At 55.8% G+C, this 22,941-nt stretch carries 14 protein-coding genes; 12 read left to right on the plus strand and 2 right to left on the minus strand.

Annotation, left to right across the window (positions count from 1 at the left end; genetic code table 11):
* Positions 1 to 756 carry a class I SAM-dependent methyltransferase gene (locus tag VI215_04715; GenBank protein ID HEY6191613.1) on the plus strand — a complete coding sequence of 252 codons (756 nt, stop codon included), beginning with the start codon at positions 1 to 3 and terminating at the stop codon, positions 754 to 756.
* Between the two features lie 206 nt (positions 757 to 962).
* A complete protein-coding gene (locus tag VI215_04720; protein ID HEY6191614.1) occupies positions 963 to 2,330 on the plus strand; it encodes an MFS transporter in 1,368 nt (455 codons plus the stop codon).
* Positions 2,331 to 2,367: 37 nt separating this feature from the next.
* Here the strand turns inward: VI215_04720 and VI215_04725 are convergent, their stop codons facing one another.
* Together VI215_04725 and VI215_04730 are read right to left on the minus strand one after the other, a co-directional pair.
* Entirely contained in the window at positions 2,368 to 3,705 is a 1,338-nt protein-coding gene (locus VI215_04725; protein HEY6191615.1) for a sigma-54 dependent transcriptional regulator, read from the minus strand.
* On the minus strand, positions 3,705 to 5,810 hold the full coding sequence (locus VI215_04730; GenBank protein HEY6191616.1) for an ATP-binding protein: 2,106 nt from the start codon (positions 5,808 to 5,810) through the stop codon (positions 3,705 to 3,707). The genes VI215_04725 and VI215_04730 overlap by 1 nt, the downstream gene beginning before the upstream one ends.
* A 319-nt stretch (positions 5,811 to 6,129) precedes the next feature.
* Here VI215_04730 and VI215_04735 point away from each other — a divergent pair, with 319 nt between their 5' ends.
* From VI215_04735 to VI215_04780, 10 genes are all read left to right on the plus strand, one after another.
* Positions 6,130 to 7,944: a T9SS type A sorting domain-containing protein gene (locus tag VI215_04735; protein HEY6191617.1), complete on the plus strand. Its 1,815-nt coding sequence runs from the start codon at positions 6,130 to 6,132 to the stop codon at positions 7,942 to 7,944.
* Between the two features lie 119 nt (positions 7,945 to 8,063).
* A complete protein-coding gene (locus tag VI215_04740) occupies positions 8,064 to 11,060 on the plus strand; it encodes a TonB-dependent receptor (GenBank protein HEY6191618.1) in 2,997 nt (998 codons plus the stop codon).
* The gene (locus tag VI215_04745; GenBank protein ID HEY6191619.1) at positions 11,057 to 13,891 is read left to right on the plus strand and encodes a hypothetical protein; all 2,835 of its coding nucleotides are present in this window, start codon (positions 11,057 to 11,059) and stop codon (positions 13,889 to 13,891) included. The genes VI215_04740 and VI215_04745 overlap by 4 nt, the downstream gene beginning before the upstream one ends.
* On the plus strand, positions 13,888 to 14,889 hold the full coding sequence (locus VI215_04750) for a PorV/PorQ family protein (protein HEY6191620.1): 1,002 nt from the start codon (positions 13,888 to 13,890) through the stop codon (positions 14,887 to 14,889). Before VI215_04745 ends, VI215_04750 begins: the two co-directional genes overlap by 4 nt.
* Before the next feature lie 36 nt (positions 14,890 to 14,925).
* Positions 14,926 to 15,792 (plus strand): sugar phosphate isomerase/epimerase, encoded by an 867-nt coding sequence (locus tag VI215_04755; GenBank protein HEY6191621.1) that lies wholly within the window; start codon positions 14,926 to 14,928, stop codon positions 15,790 to 15,792.
* A complete protein-coding gene (locus VI215_04760) occupies positions 15,789 to 16,781 on the plus strand; it encodes a zinc-binding dehydrogenase (GenBank protein ID HEY6191622.1) in 993 nt (330 codons plus the stop codon). Before VI215_04755 ends, VI215_04760 begins: the two co-directional genes overlap by 4 nt.
* Before the next feature lie 171 nt (positions 16,782 to 16,952).
* The gene (locus tag VI215_04765; GenBank protein HEY6191623.1) at positions 16,953 to 18,212 is read left to right on the plus strand and encodes an amidohydrolase family protein; all 1,260 of its coding nucleotides are present in this window, start codon (positions 16,953 to 16,955) and stop codon (positions 18,210 to 18,212) included.
* Complete coding sequence (locus VI215_04770; GenBank protein HEY6191624.1) at positions 18,209 to 19,624, plus strand: hypothetical protein; 1,416 nt, start codon at positions 18,209 to 18,211, stop codon at positions 19,622 to 19,624. The genes VI215_04765 and VI215_04770 overlap by 4 nt, the downstream gene beginning before the upstream one ends.
* A 107-nt stretch (positions 19,625 to 19,731) precedes the next feature.
* Entirely contained in the window at positions 19,732 to 21,489 is a 1,758-nt protein-coding gene (locus VI215_04775) for a PDZ domain-containing protein (GenBank protein ID HEY6191625.1), read from the plus strand.
* Between the two features lies 1 nt (position 21,490).
* A complete protein-coding gene (locus tag VI215_04780; protein HEY6191626.1) occupies positions 21,491 to 22,930 on the plus strand; it encodes an amino acid permease in 1,440 nt (479 codons plus the stop codon).
* The last annotated feature ends 11 nt before the right edge of the window (positions 22,931 to 22,941 follow it).

A 22,941-nucleotide genomic window follows, 5' to 3' on the forward strand; every position in this document is an offset into this window, starting at 1 on the left:
ATGAACCAGGAGTTCTCTAATGTCTACGAGGACAGGGTGCGCGCCGAGGCGTACGATCGCCTTGAATTCGCCGGGACATACTTCCTGGCGTACAGGGACCTGCCCGCCATCATTAAGAATCACATACGCGGTTCGAAGGCAATCGACTTCGGATGCGGGACGGGCCGGTCTACACGATTCTTGCGCCACTTGGGTTTTGAAGTTGTCGGCGCGGATATTTCAGAACAGATGCTCACACTGGCCCGGAAACGCGACCCGGACGGAGAGTATCGCCTTGTTACAGATGGCAACCTCGACGGGTTTGAGGCAAACGCCTATGATTTGGTATTGCCGGCATTCACCTTCGACAATGTCCCCACGATGGAGAGGAAGGTTCTGCTGTTCAAGTCCCTGAAGCGATTGCTCAATCGAAGCGGGCGTATCGTAAGTGTGGTTTCTTCGCCGGAGATCTATGTCAACGAATGGACATCGTTCTCCACGAAGGATTTTCCGGGGAACCGCACGGCGAAAACCGGAGAGAAAGTATTTGTTGTGATGCTCGATGTGGATGACCGCCGTCCGGTTGAGGACATCATCTGGACGGATCAGGACTACCTCGAAACATATAAACTCGCGGGGTTGGCGCCGGCCGGCACCTACAGGCCACTGGGGAAGCAAACTGAACCATACAATTGGATAAGTGAGACCAGGATCGCCCCCTGGGTCATCTACGTCCTGGAACCAGATGCCGCCACCCCTTTCTCAGGCAAATCGTAGAGCTTCGGCTTTACGAACGTCTGATAGGACAATTCGATCGCCTGGTTCACAGCTCTTCCCCCGAAAACCCTTAATTCGAGCCACACCGCAATATCGAGGTTAACAATTTCATAACTTGCCTTTGAAAGGGAGAACTGGTAAGTTAGGGGGGTCTTTTTCACGTTTTGTCTTCGTCTCTCCGCAGTCCCGTCTCAGCAATTACAACTATGTTTATGCGAATCGAATCACGGGTCTCCCGTAACCGCCCGGTTCACAGCCCGGACTTCCGGCGCCGGCGCGCGCTTAACTGGTTGACCCTTGGATTGACCTACTCGGCAATGTACATGGGCAGGTACAATCTTTCTTTCGCGAACAAAACTCTCTCCGACACATTCGGCTGGGACAAAGCTCAGGTCGGGACGATCATCACAGCCGCATTGACCGTCTACGGATTCTCAGCGCTTTTTAACGGATTCATCGCCGATAAGATAGGGGGCCGCCGGGCCATGCTCATCGGAGTGTTTGGATCCGTTGTCTTCAACGTCGCTTTCGGGCTCGGCGCATATCTGGGCGTGCTTGGAACAGGCTCTCTCCTTCTTGGGTACTTTGCGACGGCGTGGGCGCTGAACGCGTACTTTCAATCCTACAGTGCGCTCGCACTCATCAAGGTAAATTCCAGCTGGTTTCACATTCGCGAGAGGGGAACATTTTCGGCGATCTTCGGGTCGATGATTCAGGGAGGACGGGCGCTCATTTTCGTCGTCGGCGGTGTCGCGGTCGCGGTCCTTCCATGGCAGTGGGTGTTCTTCATCCCCTCCGCAATCATGCTGGTGATGGGGTTGTTGACCTACCGGTTCGTTCGTGACGCGCCGGAAGAGGCGGGCCATCCGGTCCTCGATACCGAAGATGCGTCAAGCGGCGACACGGAGAAAGTCAGCCTTAAGTATCTCTTCAAGAAGGTCTTCACGAATCCGATCACGGTCACCATCGCGGGAGCGGAGTTCTGCACCGGTTTCGTGAGGCACGGATTCGAGCAGTGGTTCCCGCGCTACATGCAGGAGGCGCAGCACCTCGCTCTGAACTCGACGGTGTTCCAGACAGGCGCTTTCATCGTTGTCGCCGCGGGAATAGCCGGAGCGTTTGCCGCCGGCATGCTCTCCGATTGGCTGTTCCGGTCCCGCCGTCCCCCCGTCGCGTTTATCGGATACACCCTTCAGATCATCTGCCTTGCCGTCGTCTGGATTGCACCGGGATTCAACTGGATCATCGCGGCGTTCGTACTGAACTCGCTGGCGATCAGCATGGTTCACTCGATGCTTTCGGGTACCGCGTCGATGGATTTCGGCGGGAAACGCGCGGCTGCCACCGCCACGGGCATGTTCGACGGGATGCAATACGTCGGCGGCGCAGCGGTCGGATCAGGGATGGGGTGGATGCTTGAGAAGTGGGGATGGGGAACCTGGGGGCCGAGCATGATCGGATTCGCCGTCATAGGGGCGGTGCTCATGCTGAGTCTGTGGAACGCAGTGCCTTCGAAGAAAGCCGCCCCCGCCCCGGTCGAGCCTGCGCGTATCCTCGAGCCGGAGATTGCCTAGCCCGGCGCTGCCGGGCGCCAACCGGAAAAGCGGGAGCTCAGCGCGGGTCTTTCAATCCGAACTTTTTCATCCTTCGCCAAAGGGTGGTGGGACTCATCCCCAGTTTTATTGCTGCCAGGTTATTATTCCAGCTCGTCTCTTCAAGTGTCTGCAGGATAAGCCTTCTCTCCGCGTCAACAATTGAACGCGACGCACCCCGGTCGACATGGTTTTTTTCGATCTGTCCCAGGTCCCCGATGTCGATTCTGTCCGATTTGCTGAGGATGACGGCGCCCTTGAGAGTGTTCTCAAGCTCCCGGATATTGCCCGGCCAGTCGTACGTCTTCAATCTCTCCAGCGCTTGCGCTGTTATCCCTTTGACGTTACGATGGTATTTCGATCCGAATTTCGTGATGAAATGCATCACCAGCTCCGGCAGGTCGCTCATTCTCTCCCGCAACGGCGGCAACAGGATGCTTATGACGTTGAGCCTGAAGTAGAGATCTTCCCGGAACTTGTTTGCTTTGATCAGGTTCGACAAGTTCTCGTTCGTGCTCGATAACACCCGGGTGTCGACATGAATGATTCCGCTCCCTCCAACCCGGCGGACCTCGCCATCCTCGAGCACGCGTAACAGTTTCGCCTGCGTTCCCAGATTCATCTCACCGATCTCATCGAGGAGGATCGTGCCGCCGTTTGCCTCTTCAAACAGCCCGACCTTGTTGTCCACCGCTCCGGTGAATGCCCCCTTCACGTGCCCAAAAAGCTCGCTCTCCTGCAGGTTGTCGGGCAGAGTTGCACAGTTGATGGCCACGTAGGGCTTTTGCGACCGCTGGCTCAGCTTGTGGATGGATCTGGCGACCAGTTCCTTCCCCGTGCCGCTTTCTCCGAGGATGAGCACGGGGATATCCACCCGGGACATTTCTTTGATGACTCTTGACACGGCAAGGATAGAGGGGTGTTGGCCGATCATGGTCGGCAGTTTATCGTCCTCGTCGCATTTCGGCAGGTCCCCCGATTTGCGGACCGATCTGTTCGCACTCGAAAGAATGTTGTTCACCACCGCCAGTATCTGGTTTCCCTGGATGGGTTTGGTCAGGTAATCGGTGGCCCCCAATTTCATCGCCTTGACCGTTGAATCGATCGTACCGAACGCGGTCATCAGCACCACAGGAGTGTCCGGCGAAATTTCGCGGATCACGCCCAGCACCCTGATCCCGTCGATGTCGCCAAGCTTCAAATCTGTCAGCACCAAGTCGAACGTCCCGTGCTCGACCTGGTGTATGGCCGCGCGCCCCGACCGGACGGCCTTGACTTCATGACCGTCATTCCTCAGGATGGTTCCCAGCGTGATGCAGGTGTTTTCATGGTCGTCCGCAACGAGGATCCTCGCCATCAGGCCACCCCCGCATTACTCGGAACGATCAACGTGAACTGCGTGCCCGCCAGCTGTTTGCTTTGCACTTCAATATCCCACCCGTGGCGTTCCACTATTCTTTTCACCACGGCGAGTCCCAGCCCCGTGCCCCGGTCCTTTGTCGTGAAGAATGGGTCGAAGATTTTTGGGAGAACACCGGCCGCGATGCCGCAGCCGGTATCGCTGACCTGGACACGAATTGTCCGGCCCGCCTGGCCGGCGGCGACTCTCACTTCTCCCGGCCCCTCGATGGAATCGATCGCATTGAGAAACAGGTTGAGGAACAGCTGCTTAATGGAAGTAGCATCCAGCCTGAGCGGGGGAAGAGATCCCGGCAGGTCGACGATGAACCTGATGCGCTCTGCCAGCGAGGCGTCGATGCTCAGGAGAGAGACAACCTGCCTGACGATTGTCTCGAGGTCCCAGAGGTCAAAATAGGATTCTTTAAAGCGGGCCCGGGAAAGGTAGGAACTGAGAATCTCATTCAGGCTCTTGCTCTCTTCCTTCAGCACGTTCAGCAGCCGCTTCTGTGAGCCGGGCAATTCCGGATCGATTTCGAGAATATCCACAGCCTGGATCATCGCGTTCAGCGGGTTCCGGATCTCGTGAGCGATACTTGCCGCGAGCTCGCCGAGGCTGTTCAGGCGCTGTGCCGCCTCGAGTTCCTGCTTCGCGCGCTGCAGCTCGGACTGGCTTTGCACAGAGGCGGTGATATCGTCGATGACCGCAAGGACCCGGGCCGGCTGTCCCACACCGTCCAGGACGGGTGCGGTGATCACGACGATATAGCGGTCGTTACGGCCCTTGACGACCTCGCGATGGATCGTGCCTTCGGCGAGCGTGCGCTGAATGAGATCGCTCTTGAGCCGTTGGGGATCTGTCTTGAACAAGGCGCTGAACGGGGATCCGACGAGATCGCCGTAACCCCACTTCTCCATGGTTTCGTTGACCCAATCGATGTTTGATTTGAGGTTCACCACCATCAGACCCTGTCCCATCGACGAAACGATCTCCTGCAAATGCGCGTTGCTCCTCTGCAGGTTTGAGTAGAGCCGGGAATTATAAATGGCGATCCCGATCCTGTCGGCCAGAAGCTCCATTGAATCGGTGTCGTCCTTGTCGAAATAGAGAGATTCCCGGTGCTCGATATTCAGGACGCCGATGATTTGTTTATCGACATGAACGGGAACACAGAGTTCTGCCTCGGTCGTGATCAGGTCCGGCGTCCAATTCAGGAAAAAGGGGTTGTTGCGGACGTTGTTCGAAAGGAGGGTCTTGTCGTGTTTGACAACCCAGCTGATGATCCCCTGTCCCAGGGGAATAATCTGATCCCGGGGAATTATCTTGTTGAATTTGCCCGCCTTTGCCCTCAGGACCAGGGCCGCTTCGTTCTTTTCCAGCGTGTAAATTGCGACGTGGTCATAGCCGAAGTACTTCTGGATGAGATTGACGATATCCTTATACAGCCGCCCCTCCTCAACCAGCATTTCAACGCGTTCGGATATCTTGCTTATGACGCTCAGAAGGGAGAGGCGCCGTTGCTCCCTGTCGAGCAAGTCCACCGAGGAGAGAAGCGCGGCGATGCTTGTCATGCTCGGGCTCAACGAATCAATGGCATGCGGAGAAGGCCGGCCCTCCTCCTCCTGAACAAAGACCGCGACTCCCTTGACGACGTTCTCGAGCCTCAACGGCGCGAACGTCACGTGCCCGCCCGGCGGAACTCGAAAAAAACGTTCCATTGCGAGGCCCGAATCGAAGACGATATCCTTCTGAAACTCCTCCTGCAGTTGCAGGTATTGAATCTTCTCAATATAACCGCACCGGACCGCCTCATCGCACGAGATCAACAAGGAAAGATGGCCTCGTTGCAACACATAGAGTGCGATGTGACGGGATGGCAACCAGTGGTTCAGCTGCCTGAGGAATCCTTCAAGAGCCTCCGGAAGCGCGGGGGCGTGCACCCGCTTGAAAAAATCGGCGTCCCATACGGTGGTTGCATACGATTCGCCGCCGGGAATGTGCAGCTCGATTCCCGCATCCTCCAACTGGTACTCGCGTGCGATAGCTCTACCGGTTCTTTTCACAAAAGGGGAACGAAAGTTCGATCAGGGTACCGGATGAAATGTTGGCTGGCTCTCTTCAATATAAGGCGGGTGTGCGACGATGTCAAGTACACGCGCTTCCCCTCACGGCAATTTCATTTTTGGAAGAGTGAAATTCATTTTGAAATCGCCGGCGCTGCGGTCCGGGTGCGTATGAGATATGAACGGGAATCACGACATTTTCGGAACGCGGTCTGTGGCATGCATATTGCAACGCGCTGCGGTACTCAGAGAAATTTTCACGCGTTATTCATCAACCGAATAAACCACGAAAGGGTCAAGCAGCATGGAAAAGCGATATATGTTGTTCGTCTTGGCATCCCTGTGCATGTCGGTCACAATCGGCCGGGCGCAGGAGTCGTGCATTCCGCAGCCATCCAATCCAACCAGGGCGGCCCTTCCGGGATGGGCGGCTTATAAATCACTTTGTTTTTATCAGGATGGGGACAGCCTGACCGTCCGGATTAACTTCGTCGGACCTGTGAGCAGCCGCCCTGCGATTCACGCGGGAAATACGTTCTTCATCGATTTCGACGACAATTTCGGCACGGGGCAACAAGGAGGCGGACGGGTCGGCTCGGAGACCAACCTCACCTTCAATGATTGGGCGGGCATCGGGACCTGGATGATGGAGGTCTTCGGACTCTGGAACGATGCCAATCAGAGCTTCCGGTTCACCGCCACGACGCCGGCACGCGTGGTCGGGGATTCGGCGCTTGAGTATAAAATGAGCCTGATAGGTCTCGGCTTGTCCGATATTTCGTTTGATGTGAACGGCTATTGGCTCACCGGCTATATCTGGACGGATCCCTATAATCCGGGAGACCAGGTTGACAGCGTGGGGCTCTATTCTTTCAATCCGGGCGCGGTGACACCCCTTGACACAATTCAAGGCGTCTCGAGCAAATTGAAGATTCCACATCCTTACAAACCGACGGCAGATTCGCTCAATATTATCGGAACACTGGATAATGTCGTCGGGATCGTCAGCTCCTCGATCGGGCCCATCAGTGAGAACATCAAGTATACCGTCACCTACAACCCGTTTACCGAGTACCCCGTATTCACGTATAACGGGAAGCCGTACAACACGTTCACGACGTATATACCGGGCGGCGACTGGACTCCGACCCCGAATTATTGGGCGATGCTTCAGGGCGCGGTGTTTCAGACCGTATCGGAACTCAAGGCGGGCTACAGAATAATGTTCCAGACTCAGCCCGGCACGGCGAGACCGATTGCGGGTTCGACTCAGGCGTGGTTCGACACGACGTACGATTACAACCACGGATTGCTCTGGGCGATAAACCATCAGCAGACCTTCAAGGCCCTTCTGGGCAACGCATACCTCAACCTCCTGACGGCCTACCTGGGATCTCAATCCACGGATCCGAACCTGCAGGCGGCGGCGGCGTCCGAGGTGTCACAGGCTCAGGCCGCCTATTCTTCCTTCTCGGGAGATGCGTTCGACCTGAATCCCCAGATCATGACGGGATTCCTTATCAGCAAAGTCGGGACGAATTTGAGCTGGACGATGAGCATGTGGAATTCCTTTCCGGCGACAATCCTGTTGCCGACGGATACGACGGCCGGAGACGCTCTGGGAGCCCTGGTCAAGCCGATCCTGATAGATGGCATGAGCTACAACTCACCGGACAGCACACGCAAGTTCTGGTATCAGAATATCGCCAGTTCACAGGCGGGAGCCATAGACGCGATCACCGGGGGGGATATCTATACCGCTCTGAAAGCGATTACGAATTATCCCACGGATGATTCAGTCTACGCGCACTCAAAGACGGTGTTCGCGGGGTTTGCAACCGGCGTTCATGAAGTGTTGGGCGCCAAACCCCGGACGTTCGAGGTGAGTCAGAACTATCCAAATCCTTTCAATCCCAGCACTGTGATAACATTTACCCTGCCGAAACAGCTCGATGTAAAAATTCAGATATACGATTTCCTTGGCAGGTCCGTTGAAACGCTCGTCGACAAAACGATGGGCGCCGGTACCTACCGGGCGACGTGGGACGGATCGGCATATCCCTCCGGGCTCTATATGGTCAGGGTACAGGCCGGACCTTATTCGGCGGTGAGGAAATCACTCCTGATTAAGTAACATTCCCCGGCCGGCAACTCCCGGTGCCTCCGGGGAACGGACGATGTGGGCGGTGCTCTCCCTCCGCCCACAAAGTCCATTTTTCACAACCCATGGGATCTCTCCGAAAAAGCACACGAATGGGATCTAAGACGAAACGTTGGACTCTCATCCTCCTGTTTGCCTCATTGGCGGTCTCGCTGGGCGATACTGCCTACGCCGACATCTACGGAAGAATAAGAGGCCTCGTGAGGGACAAGAAATCGCACGAGCCCCTTGTCGGAGCGATCGTCCGCGTGGAGGGGACAAACCTGGGAGCGCTCACGGACGTCAAGGGAGAATACGTCATCCTCAAAGTCCCTCCGAACGTCTACTCGGTCAAGGTGAGTTATGTCGGCTATTCGGGGATCGAGGTGAAGAATGTGACGGTTGTTCAGGACAATGCGTCGGAGATCAACGTCGACCTTGAAGAAAGCGCCGTCGATATACCGGTGACGCTTGTCGAAGTCGCAAGGGTTCCCCTCATTCGGCAGGATGTCTCCGCCTCCCAGGTAACGGTCTCGGCGCAGGACATTAAGAACCGGCCCACCGAATCGATTCAGTCGACGCTGAGCACGCTTCCCGGAGTCTCCACATTCAACGGGCAGTTTTACGTGCGGGGGGCGAGGGCGACCGAGGTACAGTACATCGTCGACGGAATACCGGTGACCAATCCCATCAACAACACCCTGATGATAGACATCAATAAGGATGCCGTTCAGGACGTGTCCGTGCAGACCGGCGGCTTTTCTGCCGAGTACGGAAATGCGCTGGGCGGGATCATGAATGTGACCACAAAGGACGGGGGGCCCAGGCTGGGCGGCTCACTCCGGTACATGACCGACAAACCCCTGACCTCAACGCAGCTCTACAACAACCAGAACATCTGGGACGCAACCTTCGGGGGACCGCTCATCGAACCGGTGCACTTTTTCCTGACCGGTTACCTGAATACACAGGATCTCCATACGAGAAGGGAGGTCATCGCTCCGGATGGGACGAACCTCGGGAGGGCGCCTCACGCCGGCGCACAGAACTACAAGCTGAACGCGAAGCTGAAGGTTCCGGTCGGGAGCAGCATCGAGCTGCATCTGTTGGGCTCGCTCGACAGGAATCAGTCGCAGAATTACAGCCCCTACTGGCAGTTCGGTTCCGACCCCAACCAGCTGGACCGGTTGGGAGCGACATTTGACAAGGCGAGATATGTTGCGGCCTCCCTGGATCACACGGTGAGTGATAAGGCGTTTTACACGCTGACGGTCGGCTACCTCGACTATGATCATATTCAGGGTGAGTTGGACAGAAGCCAGTGGTCGGGCAATCAAATCGGAATTTCAACGCCCTGGACGCAGGATTTCAAGTTTCGGACGCCCTTCCTGAATACCGATTATCACATTCCCGGGAACCCCGGCACTTATTCGAAGTGGCAATGGAGGGACAGCCAGGGACCGGCGGATGTGCTCGCGGTGCGGAGCGGAGACTCCGTCTCGGTGAACAACCCGTACGGGGTCCCCGGCGGAATCCTGAACACCATCGATGCGGATTATTTCCAGAATTTTGTCTATGCCGGCGACAACGATTTCTACGAACACGATAAGAACAGACAATTATCGGCGCGCTTCGATCTGACGACGCAGTTTTCGACTGACCATGAATTGAAAGCGGGGTTCGAAATTGTTCAACAACGGGTCAACAGGTTCGTGATAGGCGGCATGGGGACGTTTAACGGCGTCGGGGTAAGCTATCCGGTGATCGACTTCTACGAGAAATCACCGGGCGGGTCCGGACTCTCGGTGACGGACGGCAACGATCTCGGGACCGGGTATACTCCGATCACAACCGCCGCCTATGTGCAGTACCAGTTGCGCTATCAGGGGATGTACATCAATCTGGGCCTGCGCTACGATCACTACAACGCCCGGACGGAGTATAGGATAAACCCGATCGATCCTTCCCAGGCGGATCCATTTCTTCAAGCGAGAGCCTTTTCGGAACCGGAGTCTCAATTGAGCCCGCGGGTCGGCATTGCATTCCCGATCACAGACCGCATTGTCTTGCGGTTTAACTACGGACAATTCTTTTCGCGCCCCTCCATGACGAGCATGTTCAGCCACCTCTGGAACAATTTCAACCAGGCCGACGTGAACCAGGGGAATCCGAACATCGCCGCCCAGAGGACCACCTCTTACGAACTGGGGCTCTCCTGGCTGTTGAGGGACGACCTGGCGTTCGATGCCACCGCATTTAACAAGAGTATGTTTTATCTTGAGGGGTACCGGGAAGTCCTGGGTCCGAACCTGAGATGGTTCTTTCAGGATCAGAACAAGGAATACGGAAATTCCTACGGCGCGGAACTGTCGTTGAGGAAGAGGTACGGCGACTGGGTCTCGGGAACTCTCAACTACACTCTGTCGTACGCCAACGGCACCTCGTCAGACGTCTCGGAACTCTCCCGCTATCCCATCACCGCAGCGACATTTGCGAAGTCTCTCGGCTATCAGCCGCTCTATCCGGAGGATTTGAGGCCGATGGCTTTTGACCGGCGACATGTGGTCAATCTGGTGCTCGACTTCAACGTCCCTATCGGGGAAGGTCCGGACTTGTTCGGAAGCAAAGTGCTTTCCGGGTTTGGAATCAATCTGACGGGTAACTATCAGAGCGGCACGCCCTACACGCCGCTCACGTCTTTTTTCATGACCCTGACGAGCGATCAGTACAACTCCGCGAGCTTCCCGGCCACGGCCAGTTTTGACATGAGAATCCACAAGGACTTTCTCGGCTGGAGCGGAATCAAGATCGGAATCTTCGCAAACATCTACAACGTGTTCAACCTGAATACACCGTTCGCCGTTTTCAAGGGATCCGGAAATGCGGACAGTCCGATGTACCTGATCACGCCCGGCGCCATCTCTCCGGAGTCATATCCGTCAACGAGCCCCCTCTATTCAAAAGTGGCGGATTCAAATCATGACGGGATCCTCTCACCACAGGAAAGGTTTGCCGCCTACCAAAGGCTCCAGCAGGATATGCTTGGTTTCATGCCGAATTACGCCCTACCCAGAAGGGCGCTCTTTGGAATCGAATTGAGTCTGGAATGAACCCTCAAGAGAGAAAACCGGGCGGTGAAAATCCCCGCAAGAGCCGGGTCGCCCGTCTGAACATCGCGCTTTCCCGGGGGCTAATGCTCCTCGCTATCGCTTCCATTCTTCCGGCGTCCCGGGAAGCTTCCGGTGGCGCGAAGAAGAAGCCCGTTACGGATCAAATCGACATCTACACCCTGAAGTACATCTACGGACGCTACGAAATGCCGATCACGAACGACGGCCGGTTTGGATATGATCCGGCGTACAATGTTCCCGGAGGCACCAGGTGGCCGCAAGGGACAAAGTGCGGATATATTTTTGGCGGAGGAGTCTGGGTCGGAGCGCTGGTCGACAGCGTCAAATCGGTTGCGATCGGCTACAATCCCACAAATATTCAGACAGAGATGGTTCCCGGCGCGCCGCCAAACGAACCCGGGTATTCGGACCCTACGAAGAGGGTTTACCTCAGCAGCGATTATCCCGATCCCAATCTTCCCCCCTGGCCTTTTGGATATAATTCGGACGGTACTGCGAAAGCGATCTCGCAGATGGATTCGTGGAGCCAGTGTAACGACCTCGACCCGTCGCATAAATTCGCAGGAGCGCTTCCTCTGGGCGCGCTCGTCACCACACAAACGTATTCCTGGAGCAGCAGTTTTCGCGACGTTCAGGACATTGTATTTTTCAAATACACGATAAAGAATATCCGTCCGGACCATAAAACCTGGCAAAACGCGTACATCGGGACTGCGATCGATGCCGATATCGGCGATCCGACGAATGACTTCTGCGGCGCGTTTCCTGATCTGAACTTTGGTTTTCTCTACAGCGCGGCCCAACTTTCAGCCTATGAACTGACGTTGCCGTACCCTCCCGGTTTGGTGGGCGTGCAGTTTCTTGACGGGCCCGTCAAAGACACCGCAACCGGCGAGGGGGTATTGCATTCCTACGTCCGGTGGTCGAGCGAACTCAGCCCCAATAACGACGAACAATGGTACGATCTCCTGGCGTCGGGCCAAAGGGATACCGTCGACGGCGAGCCGGGGGATAAACGAATGTTGATGAGCAACGGTCCGTTTACACTCGCCTACGGGGACTCGGTCCAATTCATCATGGCCGTATGTTTCGCGGAGCCCGACTGGTATTTCGACGCGTCCCTCAAGGGCACCGCGGCTGTCTATCCCAACCAGCTCAGGAAAGTCGCTTCCAACGCGGTTTACATTTACCATCACGACTTCCTCTTTCCTCAACCGCCCAGCCTTCCACACCTGACGCTGCTCCCCGAGGACGGGAAGATGGTCGTAACGTGGGATGCTTCCAGCGAACAAAGCGTAGAACCGGTCACTGCGTTGCCCAACACAGATCCGCATAACTTCGAGGGCTATCGGCTCTATAAGAGTACGTCCGGGGTGAACGGCACGTTCCAGCTTCTGGGCGACTGGGATCTGGTCGATCGCGATGACCTGGGAAGACCGATCGGCAGGAACTCGGGGCTGGCGCATTCCTACATAGACCGGGGGCTCACGGACGGCAAGAATGTATTCTATAGCGTCACTGCGTATGCCAGGGGAGAATATCCTCCCGGCCATTACGGTGATATCGCTTATGAGGTCGTTGCCCCGTTGGAGACAGGCATGATCTTCGGAGTGAATTTCAACGCCGCGGTTCCCCAACCACCCGCTTCTAATTATACCACGCCCGGTTTGAGCAACTATCACGTGAGTTCAAGGGACTCAGGGAGCTTGCGGCTGACCGTGGCCGCAGATTTCCTCGTGGTTGACAAAGTGAAGAGCGGGCCCTACAAACTTGAATTTGGAAGCCCCCCCGATATTCGGATCGATCTGGCTTCGGCAGTTCAGGGCCCGAATATCTATGTCGTGGATGCTTCGACGGGAGACACCGTCGCGACGACGATGAATTTTCCGATTACGGAGCCCCCCGCGACGGTCGCCTCGGATTTCTTCAATGGAATGGAGCTCAAGTTTACCGGACCGGTCCTGGTGGGAAATGACATCGAATCCGCATCCTTTAGGTCGCCCAGGCCTCAAACGGTGTTGACAGCCGCCACCGACTTCACCGGCGACTATTTTACCGCGCAGACGGCGATCATCCGTCAGCCGCCTCTCGCATCCTTCTTCCTGGCGCACACCTACTTGATATATTTTGTGACCCCGCTGATTGTGAACGTCTACGATATGACGGCGGGGGTACAGCTCGGATTTTCGCTGAGGACCCTCGGGTATGACTACGGGGTCGCTAATTATGTCGGCACCCCCGCCGTCGATCCCCAGACCGGTGATACCTCCTGGACGTGGTCGAACAGCCCTCCGGGTTTCAAACGCAATCCGGATCCCTCGGCCAACGGCTTCAAATTCTATCTTCCGGGCGGATTCATATTCGTGCAGGACGTGCATCACACGATACAGGCGGGGGATTCTCTTTTCGTCGCTTTTTCCGGCTACTCGTCTCCGCATTCGGGGGACGTGGTGACTTTTACGGTGAATGGAAGCAAGGTTAACTATCAAACCGATCTCTCTGTTGTCAAGGTCGTTCCAAACCCCTACCTCGTGCGCGCTCCCTGGGATCTCGACAATGATTATCAGAAAATCGAGTTTATCAACCTCCCCAGCGAATGTACGATCAGGATCTATACCGTGGCGGGGGATCTGCTGCAAACGATAGAACATTCCAGTCCTTATCCGGGCGGCTTTACAAACCAGTCGGCCGGCACCGCCTATTGGAATTTCCAGACTCGAAACAATCAGAAAATCGCCACGGGAGTGTACGTCTACTATGTCACCTCGCCGTTTGGCACCACGACCGGCCGGTTTGCGGTGATCCGATGATGCGCGCTCGAACCATCACCATATCCCTGGCAACGCTCCTTTCGATCGCTTCACCGGCGCTGGGCCAGATCAGCAGCAACGCCGGCACATCGGGCTTCCAGTTCCTGAAAATCGGTGTGGGAGCACACGAGACGGCCCTAGCAGGCGCAGGGACAGCCACCGTCAGCGGCCCCGAGGCCGTCTTCTGGAATGTTGCGGGCATAACGAAAGACGAACAGCGGAGCGCCCTCTTCTTTTACAATTCCTGGTTCGCCTCCATCAAGCAGGATTTTCTTGCGGTCTCTCTTCCCCTCGGAGACAACAATTTCGCCGGCTTCAGCGCGAACATTGTCGCCCTCGGTCAAATGGACGAAACGACGGTGGATCAGCCGCAGGGGACAGGGAGGTCCTTCACAGCCGGGGACCTTGCCCTGAGCGCTTCCTATGCAAGGCGCATCACGGATTGGGTGAGCGCAGGAATAACGGCGAAATATGTCAATGAGCAAATCTGGGACCTGGTGAGCGACGGATGGGCCTTCGATCTGGGGCTCGCTTATGACAACGACCGGCTCCATCTCGGCATGGTCATCAAGGACTTCGGGGCGAACAAACAGATTTCAGGCGCCCAGCTCCAATCCCTCCAGCAATTATATCCCGACTGGCAGACCTCCACGGTGCAGGTTGGTCTGGTCCCGAGACCGGTCTCCCTGCCGACCTCCTTCTCGGCCGGGGCAGGATACGATTTCCTGAAAAACGAATTTCACCGGGCGACGGTTCTTGGAAACCTGGAATACTTCAACGACAACGGTGAAACATACAACCTGGCGGGTGAATATACCTACCTCAATCTCTATTCGGCAATGATGGGGTACAGATTTCATACCGATATCTACGGTTTGACCGTCGGGGCGAGCGTTCACGCTTCAGTGGGGGGCTCGGTTGTGGGCTTTAGTTTTGCCGCGGTGCAAATGAAGGACTTTGGATATCGGGAACAATTTCAAATTACTCTCTCCCTATAAAGACGAAGAGAGACGGGGACACGAGAACGTAAAGCAATGACAGACCGGATAGCGATTTCTGGAACCGAGTTTCCTCACAGACCCCTCAAGGAGCTCCTCGATGTTGCGGATCAACTTGAGGTGAAGAATCTCGAGCTCTGGTTGCCGCATAATTTCAAGCTGGAGGAGCTCTCGCTCGTCGAGAAGGAACTCTCGAGCCGGGATCTCCGGGCTGTGGTGGTATCGACCTGGACGCAAATGAATCTTCCGGGCGATGTAAAAGAGCGCCAGGAGCTCATCAGTCAAAGCATCTTCGCCGCAAAGCGGCTGGGGGCCTCTTCGGTCAACACCTACTTTGGGGCGAATCCCTCAAGGTCCCCGGAGGAGGCGGTTCAGCGATACAAAACGAACATCGCTCCCTGTCTTGAAGACGCTGAGAAAGCCGGGATCGGGATCACCCTGGAGAACGAGTTTGACGTCACCGGAACCGATCCGACAAGACGGGCTCTGGCGGTGTTGGATATCGCCAAAGCCGTCGGCTCGCCCCTGTTCAAGCTTACCTATGATCCGTGCAATTTCTACTTCGCGGGGGAGGAAGCGTATCCGTACGCGTACCATCTGATCAAAGAGCGGATCGGCTATGTGCACTTAAAGAACGGAATGAAGTATGATCCCCGGATTCATCCGGTTCCGCCGGATGATTTTTTATGGAAAGACAAATCGGGAGATTATGTTTGCTGCCCCTTGGGCGAGGGAGCCGTCAATATTGAGAACCTTCTCAAAGCGCTTTCGGCCGGCGGCTACGATGGATACATCTGTTTGGAACCCCACGTGCCCCCGGACATTCTGGTCGAGACATTCCGGGACGCACTCGAGTATGTGAAGGCCCACCAGCCAAAATCACATGAATGGACGGAAAAATGAAGGCAGCAATTATTGAATCGCCGGGAGAATTGCACATCAAGGACGTGCCCGATCCGTCCTGCGCCCCCGATGAAGTCATTCTGAAGGTGGGGTATTCTTCGATTTGCAACGCCACCGACGTGCATATCTGGCAGGGCACGTTTCCGGCCGAGGCCTGCCCTCCCTATCCGCATGTTCTCGGCCATGAATGCTCGGGATCGATCGTTGAAATCGGGAAAGAAGTCGACGGGTGGAGTCTCGGCGACCGGGTCTCGTTTTGGGTGAAAATGAGCGGGGCATTCGGCGAGTATAACGCCGTAAAGATTAACAAGCTCGCTTCGGTCAAACTCAGCGATACGTTCGACGAGAAGGCGGCGCCCGTCATGGAGGTGGTCGGAGGCACCCTCCGGTGCATGTATAACAACGGTATGCAAATTGGCGACGTGGTTGTCGTGTTCGGACAGGGGCCGACGGGGCTCTTGCTCATGCAGGAAGCAAAACTGTTCGGGGCGGCGGTTGTCGGCGCGGTCGACGTCTTTGATTTCAGGTTGCGGAAGTCGTCGGAGCTGGGCGCAGACTTCGTTTTCAACCTGTTGGGGAAGGACCAGCAAACAGCCTTCGAAGAGATGAGAAAGACCCTCGGACAGGTTGATTTTGTCATTGATGCGATGGGAAACCATCGCTGGAAAAAGGGAAACGCCATCGACCTGGGACTCTCTCTTCTGAGGCGCGGCGGGATTTATCAGGTGTTCGGGCACCCAACCGAGGATCAGCCTGTGAATATCAGGAGGCTCAGCAACGAGAATTACACGATGCGCGGATTTGAACCCGGTTTTGACATCTCCAGACGTCTTATTAGATTTGGGGAGGGGCTCGTCGCATCGGGCAGGCTCAAAGTGAACGAGATGATTACGCACTCTTTACCTCTCACGGATCTTGAACGCGGGCTCAAGCTCTGCAGGGACTCTCATCAAGAGACCATTAAAGTCGTCGTCAAGGTGGGCTCCTGACGCAACCCTCCGGTGCGCAGATCGGTTCCTCATTCCAGGCGGACAGATCTCTCTTCAGCCGCGAGTGCTCCGCAAAGAACCCCGTGAGGGCCGGCAAATCGCACGCGTGTGCCGCCCCGGGCCCCCCATGCCCTTCCACGGATTCAGAGCGGTAGTGCAATCAAAACTCAGATGAACGACGTAGAAAAGAGACTCTATAGCGCGGCGGATGCGCTCCCGCTGCTCGACACGCACGAGCACATGGAACGGACTCCCGCCAAACAATATCCAAAGGCGGATTTGTTCGACATCATCCGGAACACGTTCTACTTGTGGTCGGATCTTGTTTCGTCAGGGATGCCGCCCTCAGGGTGGGATCCCGGGGAGAACGATGAAGAGCGGAAATGGGAAATTGTAAGAAGATACCTCCCAAATGTGGTCAACACCGGTTACTACAGAGGAATTGTCGAGGGGCTTCGATCCGTCTACAAAACCGACATCAAGACGATTGACGATACGAATTGGAGGGGTCTTAACGAGGCGATCAAGAAGGCCTATGAGGACCCCCTGTGGCCCGAAAGGATACTCAAAGAACAGACGCACATAGAAAAAGCGATAAACGACGTGGATGGTTTCAACATGAATCCCTCCCTCTTCCTGCCCTCCATAAAATTCGACTACCTGCTGTATGGGGCTTCTCAAGCCGGAGGGGAAAGGATACGCTCGATGGACGGCATCCTGATAACGGACTTCGACGATTATCTGGGTTTCGTCGGTTCAAAGCTTGAAGGGTTTAAGACCAACGGCGCCGTGGCGCTCAAGACGGTCACTCCTTACTACAGGGGGTTTGACTACGAGGAAGTTTCTGAAGCCGATGCGAGACGGGCATTTGGGCAACGCGCTGAGCCTGACCCGCGCAGGCAAAAAACGGTCGAGGATTTCATGTTCCACGTTGTTGTCCGGAAAGCGATAGCATTGGACCTGCCAATCCAGATCCACACCGGTCTTCTCGCCTGGAATACCGTGAGGTTGAATGATTCCAACCCGGCGGGATTAAACCGGGTCTTCCTCCGGTACCCCGCATGCCGGTTCATGCTCTTTCACGGGGGATATCCTTTCGCCGATGAGACCGGAGTTCTTGCCAAGGCCTTCCCCAACGTCTTCCTGGATTTCTGCTGGTTGCCGTGGATCTCATTCACGCTTACGAAGCAGTTTCTTCATTCCTGGCTCGATCTGGTCCCCAACAACAAACTGATGTGGGGCGGAGATGCCCACAGGGCGGAGTGCGTTCACGGCCACTGGTTGATGGCCAGGAGAGCCGTTGTGGAAGTTCTGAGCGAGAAAGTCGGCATCGGATCGTTGTCCTGCGATGATGCCGAACGCATCCTCCGGGGAATCTTCCGGAACAACGCGATCCGCTCGCTGAAGCTGGAATTGAGTGAGTTGGAATGAGAGCCCTCGCCGCAGCCGCAGTTCTGTTTTCCCTGATGTGGGAAGTTTGCGACGCGCAACTAATGAAGGATACCCGTGGAGATGTGTCACCGGCCCTCCCTCCCTGGGTGGATGTCGTCGCCGAATCGATCGGCCAAAGCGGAGCCCTTCTCACGCTTGAATTGCAGACCGCCGCGGAAATTCCTCACCGGGCGGGAGATTCATGCGCGTTCGAGTTTGTCTTGCGTCCGGATCCCCGGATTGCACGAGGTATGGACCGCCGGAAACTCCCATCCCGGCAAATCATCAGGTTCGATTTGTCTCATTGGGACGGTTCCCCCTGGTTCAGTATGAACACGTATCTCTACCATGAAGGATCGGAAACACCGCGCGAGACCTCCAGAGTGTTCGATTGGAAGCTGACACAGAACAAATTGTGGGTTCGATTCTCGCTTGAGGGCTCCTCCTGGTCGTCGCTGGAATGGTCCGCGCGCGTGTTCTATGGGAAGAACTATGTTGATGCGGCACCGGACTCGGGGTTCGCTTCTTTTGAGGTCCGCCGCGACTCGCTTGTCGGCCTGAGCAGCGCGAAGGGTAACCGGTCTGCATTTACGTACCCCTCCTCGTTCGAGCCGGTTCTCAGGGACAACAAGCTGATTCTCGTCGCCGATGAGGCCTATCGGCTGGAGAAGGAGCTTTCAGGAATCGTTCCGCTCTGCGGAGATTCTGTGAGTTACATTTTCAATCCCTTCTATGGCGGTGCTGCCATCGAAGGGAGTCCGATCTATCTCGGGCCCGCAATGTGGGGGAAACAACCGGCCTGGTTTGTCTATTTCCACGAGCTGGGCCACGACTTCTGCAACGCGTCGGCAAGGTTCAGACAGTTGTATCCCCTGACGGTTGGGTTGCCGCCGGGACCTCTGCCTTTCAATATTCTTTTTTATGAAGCCTGGGCGTCCCTGCCCGCGATGTTTGTCTATGAGCAGTTCATGTCCGATTCTGTGAGCGGGGAAATTCCCAAAGAGGCCATGGCCGACATACGGAAGGATTGGGAGAAAACCAGGAAGCGATTTATCGATCAATGGGAAAAGTACAAGTTAAAACCGGACCTGCATGCGATAAACCCGGATATCGTAGACGGAATGTTTCTGGAAATGCGGGCCGCGCATGGCTGGGGTTTCTTCAAAGAGTTCTACCGCCTCATGCGGCCTCAAAATGAGACGCTTTCCGTCCTCGACTCGCGCGTTGCAAACGACTCGGCTGATTTGCGCATCTCGCGGTCGACGTTGACCGCCGCGCTCTTCAGCGCGTTGGCTCATAAAGACCTGCGTGATGATTTCCGTCACTGGGATTTCCCGGTCGATGATGGTGTGTTTGACGGGGCGTATAAGAGCCTTCAGCACGATCTCACTAACGAGCCGGGGCAGAAATGAACATTCCAGGAAGGGGACGCGCGGGGCTCTTCGGATCTCTCCGTCGTATTTTCTCCGGTCATGGACGTGAACTGGGGTTGTCACTCCTCGCCGGGGTCTGTGCCACAATGGCGTTGAGCAAGGAGACCGCGCGGATTCAGTTCACTGTTTCTGTCCCGAAGCCCGGCCCGAAGGTGTTTGAGGTGGAATGTCGTCTCACTCGCCATCCGTCGAAGAAAACTGAATTGGACTGGGCGGCATGGACCCCGGGTTATGCGACGATCTGGAACTACGGCCAGTTTGTCGAAGGCCTGACCGCTCAAGACGGGAAACTCCACCGACTGGCAGTTACGAAGGTGTCGGTCAACCGGTGGGTAATCGAATCGGAAAATGCGGGGGTCGTTATTCTTAAATATCGGGTGAGGGCGATTGACCCCGCCGCCAACCTGGGATTTGCACAGGCCTACCTCGACTCGGTCTGCGGGTGGTTTAACGGGGCGGCCCTATTTCCGCAAGTAAGAGGCATGAGAAATGTGGAACAGTCGGTGAGATTCAACTTTCCGGCGGATTGGGCGGTTGCGACGCCGATGAAACCCGGTCCGGAGGGGAATGGATACACTGTTCCGGATTTCGATGTCCTCGTGGACAGCCCCGTCCAGCTGGGTCATTTTCTACGGAAAGATTTCCAGGTCGATGCCACCAGGGTCGGGGTGGTTCTGGCGGGAAGCGACAGCGTCGACATGGACAAGCTTGCGGGCATGCTGCAAACGATAGTCGGGGCCGAATTCAAGCTCATGGGCGGCTCTCCGATAGACCGGTATCTGATAATCTATCATGCCGCCGTGCGGGGCGCCGGCGGGTTGGAACACCTCAATGCGACGACCATCTCCGCTCCGGTGGCCGAATTCTTTAAGAATGATTCCTGGCTGAAAGTGGCGACCTCCCACGAATTCTTCCATGTGTGGAACGCAAAACGGATTCATCCGAAGGTGTTCGACGTCTACGATTATTCCAAACCGGTGCACACCCGGACCGTATGGTTCTCCGAAGGCATCACGGCTTACTACGCCGATGTTGTGCTTACCAGGAGCGGACTTATCACGAAGGAGGACTTTTACAAAGATTTGGCTCAGATCATTGATTTATATGAAAACAACCCCGCGCATCGCTGGCTGAGCTGGGAAGATATCAGCTGGAACGTGTGGAATCCCAAGGTCCAGCAGGGATTGAGCGTATGGCTCCTTCCGGGATGGATGATAGACCTGAAAATAAGAGACGTCACGGATAACCGGCGTTCACTCGACGACGTGATGCGGTTCATGAACGTCTGGTTCGGGGAAGGGGAGAGCGGGATGGGGGAAAAACAGATCGGCATGATATGCAGCGCCGTTGCCCAGAAGGATATCAGGCCATTTTTCACCGAGTATATCGAAAAGGCCAAGTCATTTCCGTATGATTCACTTCTATCGGCCGCGGGCCTGAAATGGCGGGTGGACAGCGTTAGCACTACCGACCTCGGATGCAAGTTATGGTGGACAACCGCTACGAAGCCCAGTTGGACGCTGACAGGGAAAGTCGAGGTGCTGGGGCCTCTGAAAACAGGAAGCGCATATGGAGCCGGCTTGCGCGAGGGCGATCATGTCCTGAGCATAGACGGGCGGGATCTTGCCTCCGAACAGGTGCTTCGCGACGTCGAGAGGACGATGAAACCGGGGGACATCCTGGAATTAAAAGTATCAAGGCTCGGTAAGGAAAAAGTCTTTCGCCTGCCGGTTGGCACGCGAAAGATCATACATTCATCGGTCGTCGAGACGGAGAGAGCGACGAGAAGGCAGCTCGAGCTCAGAAATGGGATTCTGAAAGACTATCAGAATGGGGGTGAATGATATGAACCAGGCTTCCGGCGAGGGCATGAAGACGACTTCGACAGGATTATCAAGGCAAAACATCCTCGATAATTTCACCTCCACGGAGACCGAATTTAAGCGCGAGCTCGGTCTCTGGGACACCGTAATGGTGGTCGTCGGAAATACGATTGGAAGCGGCATTTTTATCGCTCCCGCGGTGATCGCTGCGACCCTCCTCCCGAATAGCGGAAGTCTCGTTCTCCTGATATGGCTGGTGGGCGGGTTGATGATGTTTACGGGCGCCCTTTCGTATAGCGAATTGGGCGCTCTGATGCCTCGTGCGGGGGGCCATTACGTTTTTTTGAAGGAGGGACTGGGGAACCTGGCCGCATTTCTGTACGGGTGGACAATTTTTCTGGTGATTGCCTCGGGATCCATCGCCTTCGTCGCGATTACGTTTGTGACGTATCTCAGTTTTTTTGTTCCGATGGCGCCCGCGCTCATCAAGGCGATCGCGATACTCACGATCCTGACCCTGACGTATGTGAATTATATCGGGATCAAACCCGGCAGCATCGTCCTCAACCTTTTCACCGCGTTCAAAATCATTGCGCTGTTTGCGCTGATTGCAGTAGGGCTGATACTCAGCCCGGCGAACACCGAAAATTTTCTTCCGCTCACCGGCGGCAACGCTCCTGTCGATCTGACCTTTGTGAGCACCTTTCTCCTTGCCCTTGTCTCTGCGCTTTTTACCTACGGCGGCTGGTATAACGTCGGATTTGTCGCCGGCGAGATCAAGAACCCCAGAAGAAATCTCCCTCTTGCACTTTTGATCGGAACGATTATCGTTGTTCTCATTTATGTCCTTACGAACTACGTGTATGTGAATGTCCTCTCTGTCGGCTCTATGGCGGCATCCAAGTTTGTCGCCTCGGACACCATGGTAAAACTCGTGGGCCGGATGGGGGGAGCGATGGTCTCGGTGCTCGTCATGCTCTCCTCTTTCGGGATAACGAACGCCATCATCATGGTGTCCCCCCGTGTCTACTATGCGATGTCCCACGACGGACTCTTTTTTCAGTCGTTGTCGAAGGTCCACCCCAAATACAAGACCCCCGCAGTTTCACTGGGATTGCAGGCCGTCTGGGCTTCCGTCATAGTCCTCGTCAGCGATACCTTCGCGCAGATCATGAATTATGTCGTCTTCATGGATTGGCTCTTCCTTGGCATCGCCATCTATTGCATCTTCGTCCTTCGTAAGAAGTTTCCGGATGCACCCCGCCCTTATAAAGTATGGGGATATCCGGTCACGCCGATCCTCTTCATTCTCCTCTCAGCCACGGTTGTCGGCAACACACTTTTCCGGGCGCCCCTGGAGTCCGGCATCGGCGTTGTCATCGTCCTCAGCGGGGCCCCCGCCTATTTCTTCTGGAAGCTGTCCAGAGGAGCGAAGAGCCCGAGCGGCGGGAACGCAACCTGAGCGGAAAGAAA

It is taken from the genome of Bacteroidota bacterium (genome assembly GCA_036522515.1).
In the GTDB taxonomy this organism is placed as follows: Bacteria; Bacteroidota; Ignavibacteria; order UBA10030; family SZUA-254; genus VBOC01.

Bases quoted from the DNA above. Each gene is read 5' to 3' on its own strand.
- VI215_04715 (HEY6191613.1), top strand. From the start codon at position 1: ATGAACCAGGAGTTCTCTAATGTCTACGAGGACAGGGTGCGCGCCGAG.
- VI215_04720 (HEY6191614.1), top strand. From the start codon at position 963: ATGTTTATGCGAATCGAATCACGGGTCTCCCGTAACCGCCCGGTTCAC.
- VI215_04725 (HEY6191615.1), bottom strand. From the start codon at position 3,705: ATGGCGAGGATCCTCGTTGCGGACGACCATGAAAACACCTGCATCACG.
- VI215_04735 (HEY6191617.1), top strand. From the start codon at position 6,130: ATGTTGTTCGTCTTGGCATCCCTGTGCATGTCGGTCACAATCGGCCGG.
- VI215_04740 (HEY6191618.1), top strand. From the start codon at position 8,064: ATGGGATCTAAGACGAAACGTTGGACTCTCATCCTCCTGTTTGCCTCA.
- VI215_04745 (HEY6191619.1), top strand. From the start codon at position 11,057: ATGAACCCTCAAGAGAGAAAACCGGGCGGTGAAAATCCCCGCAAGAGC.
- VI215_04750 (HEY6191620.1), top strand. From the start codon at position 13,888: ATGATGCGCGCTCGAACCATCACCATATCCCTGGCAACGCTCCTTTCG.
- VI215_04755 (HEY6191621.1), top strand. From the start codon at position 14,926: ATGACAGACCGGATAGCGATTTCTGGAACCGAGTTTCCTCACAGACCC.
- VI215_04760 (HEY6191622.1), top strand. From the start codon at position 15,789: ATGAAGGCAGCAATTATTGAATCGCCGGGAGAATTGCACATCAAGGAC.
- VI215_04765 (HEY6191623.1), top strand. From the start codon at position 16,953: ATGAACGACGTAGAAAAGAGACTCTATAGCGCGGCGGATGCGCTCCCG.
- VI215_04770 (HEY6191624.1), top strand. From the start codon at position 18,209: ATGAGAGCCCTCGCCGCAGCCGCAGTTCTGTTTTCCCTGATGTGGGAA.
- VI215_04775 (HEY6191625.1), top strand. From the start codon at position 19,732: ATGGCGTTGAGCAAGGAGACCGCGCGGATTCAGTTCACTGTTTCTGTC.
- VI215_04780 (HEY6191626.1), top strand. From the start codon at position 21,491: ATGAACCAGGCTTCCGGCGAGGGCATGAAGACGACTTCGACAGGATTA.